Annotated in this window: 2 protein-coding genes; one reads left to right on the top strand and one right to left on the bottom strand. The window is 44.4% G+C overall.

The features are described 5' to 3' along the window. Positions 1–149: 149 nt before the first annotated feature. Positions 150–1,040, top strand: a complete 891-nt coding sequence (gene prmC, locus PSE7429_RS22215) for a peptide chain release factor N(5)-glutamine methyltransferase (RefSeq protein ID WP_009629637.1) — start codon at positions 150–152, stop codon at positions 1,038–1,040. Between the two features lie 290 nt (positions 1,041–1,330). Here prmC and PSE7429_RS22210 read toward each other — a convergent pair whose 3' ends face one another. Beyond that, a complete protein-coding gene (locus PSE7429_RS22210) occupies positions 1,331–2,650 on the bottom strand; it encodes a 3-isopropylmalate dehydratase large subunit (protein WP_009629636.1) in 1,320 nt (439 codons plus the stop codon). Positions 2,651–2,887 lie beyond the last annotated feature (237 nt).

Genomic DNA, 2,887 nt, shown 5'->3' with positions numbered 1-2,887 from the left:
AAGCGTTGCGAAGCAACGCTTTCAAAAATTTCCTTGGTTTGGGTTTGAGCGCAATGCGCTGTAAGTGAATATAGCTATATTGGCTCACTTCAGTGAATTGCTATGATTTATCGAGTCATGATAATTTGACTTCTCTCGCTCCCATATCAATGATCAATTTTCACGAATGGCACGAATGGTACGATCGCAGTCTGAGCGATGCCCAAAGCAGCAATATACCTGCCTTTGAGCTGGATTGGTTAATATTGCGGTTAACTTCTCTCGATAAGTTAGATTTGCGATTGCGATCGCCAAATATCACACAAAAAATTACGCCCGAAACCTTGGCTAATCTTGATCGCCTCTGGCAGCAAAGATTACGAGATCGGATACCAGTACAGTATCTAACGGGCTCCGTAACATGGCGCGATTTAGAACTAGAAGTCACTCCTGCCGTTTTAATTCCCCGTCCAGAAACGGAATTAATCATTGATATTGTGGCGGAGTTGGTGGCTCAAAGTAGTCAAGCTGAGGCTTACCATAATGGAATTTGGGTAGATTTAGGCACGGGTAGCGGCGCGATCGCGATCGCTTTAGCCAAACATTTCCCCCAAGCGCAAATTCATGCCGTCGATCTGAGTGAATCCGCCTTAGAAATTGCGCAAATTAATACCGATAAACATGGGCAGCAAATTCAATTTCATCATGGTAGTTGGTTTGAACCCTTAGCCAAATTAAATTTGCAAAACAAGCTAGCGGCAGTTGTTTCTAATCCCCCCTACATCCCCAGCAATGAAGTTTTAAAGCTACAGCCTGAAGTTACCAATCACGAACCCCATTCGGCTCTTGATGGTGGTGACGATGGGCTTGATGATATTCGGGATTTAGTCAATGCTGCACCAGAATATTTAATTTCTGGCGGACTTTGGATTGTGGAAATGATGTCTGGACAAGCGGAAATTGTGCGATCGCTTTTACAGATCAACGGCAGCTATAGCAATATCCAAGTCCATCAAGACTATGCAGGAATTGAAAGATTTGTATCGGCTAATCTCACGTAATTAGCTAGGCGCAATTAAATATAAAACCCAAAAAACTGTAGCGCACGCTGCGCGTGCGCTACAGTTTTTGATTCTGGTTTTTAATTATGCCCAGCTACTTATACCAATTCCAAAAATGGCAACGCCATTTTTGGAATCTCAAAAGCTTACTGGGTTTGTTTTTTAATTCACTGAAGTGAGACAACACTTCAGTGAATTGGTAAGTAGCTAGGCATAAGTAAACTTAAAACTTAGAAGAGCGTGCCGCCCGCTACGTGGGCGGTACGCTCTTCTAAGTTTTGGTTTTTAATTTACATAAAATCACGGGGATCGGTGATATGTCCTGTTAAGGCTGAAGCCGCCGCTGTGTAAGGTGATGCAAGATAAATCTGTGCTTGTTTGTTGCCCATTCTTCCTGGAAAGTTTCTATTGGTGGTGGAGACGCAGACTTCAGCTTCATTGACCCTTCCAAAGGTATCTTGAGGTCCACCCAAGCAAGCCGCACAGGAAGGTGACGCAGGTTCAATGCAACCAGCTTGTAAAAAGATCTCTGAGAGCGTCAGACCATCGATCTTCAAGCTAAAGAGATCGTTGTAAACCTTTTGGGTCGCTGGGACTAGATAGGTGGGAACCTTCACCTGCTGTCCCTTGAGTAACTGCGCTGCGTGGTAGAAGTCTTCGGTTTTACCACCCGTGCAAGAACCAATGTAAACGCGATCAATCTTAACGTCTTGCACTTCACGAACCAAGGCTCGATTGTCGGGTGAGTGGGGCTTGGCAACTACGGGTTCAAGCTTGGAGACATCGTAATGCTTGATATAGTAATACTCCGCATCAGCATCAGCATAGAGGGATTCAAAGGGTTTATTGGTGCGCGATCGCACGTAGTCAAAGGTGGTTTGGTCGGGGGCAATCACCGCATTTTTACCACCAGCCTCGATCGCCATGTTACAGATTGTCATCCGTTCTTCCATCGTCATTTTGGCGATCGCTTCACCTTCAATCTGTAAAGCCCGATAGTTTGCGCCACTGACACTAATATCGCCAATTACATGCAAAATTAAATCCTTAGCTAAGAGGTGCTTTGGCATCTCGCCATCAAAGACAAACTTCATCGAAGCAGGGACTTTCACCAATAACTTACCCGTACCGAGGACAAAGGCGGCATCAGTGTTACCAATGCCAGTAGCAAATTGTCCGAAGGCTCCTGCATTGCAAGTATGCGAATCGGTTCCAAATAGCACTTCCCCAGGTCTAGTATGTCCTTCTTGAGCAAGGGCAACATGGCAAACGCCTTTATAGTCTGGGTTTGCTTTAAAGTCTGATAGATCGGTAATATCGTAAAAATATTTAATATCTTGCTCTCTGGCAAATTCACGCAAGATGTCAACATTGCGGTTTGCTCTGGCATCTTTAGTGAAAATGTAATGATCGGGGATCAAAACAAGTTTTTCTCTGTCCCAAACCTTGGCATCTTCGCCGAATTCTTTTTTAAAAATACCGATTGTGCCTGGACCACAGACATCATGGGTCATCAGCAGGTCAGCATTCACCCAAATGTTTTCGCCTGGGCTAACGTGGTTTTTGCCTGACGCTTTTGCCAAAATCTTTTCGGTGAGTGTCATTCCCATAATTGTGATGTCCTTGATGTAGATATTGATTCCTACGCGATTTTTGTAAATCTAATGTTAAATCAAATTATAGTCTGAGATTGGAAATCGCTCATCGATTAAAATCGAGATATAGCTGTCACCAAGTTTACTAGGACATAACCCCCAAGAATTGGCTGGCGGCGCTAAGTGCTGCCAGCCAATTCTTGGGGGGGGATTAGGACATAAAACCCTAAAGATTAGTGGCGGCGCTTAGCG

The sequence above is a fragment of the Pseudanabaena biceps PCC 7429 genome, from assembly GCF_000332215.1.
GTDB lineage: Bacteria > Cyanobacteriota > Cyanobacteriia > Pseudanabaenales > Pseudanabaenaceae > Pseudanabaena > Pseudanabaena biceps.
This window is presented reverse-complemented; position numbering and strand designations above follow the sequence as displayed.

Excerpts from the sequence above, each read along its gene's own strand:
- prmC (WP_009629637.1), top strand. The coding sequence starts at position 150 with ATGATCAATTTTCACGAATGGCACGAATGGTACGATCGCAGTCTGAGC.
- PSE7429_RS22210 (WP_009629636.1), bottom strand. The coding sequence starts at position 2,650 with ATGGGAATGACACTCACCGAAAAGATTTTGGCAAAAGCGTCAGGCAAA.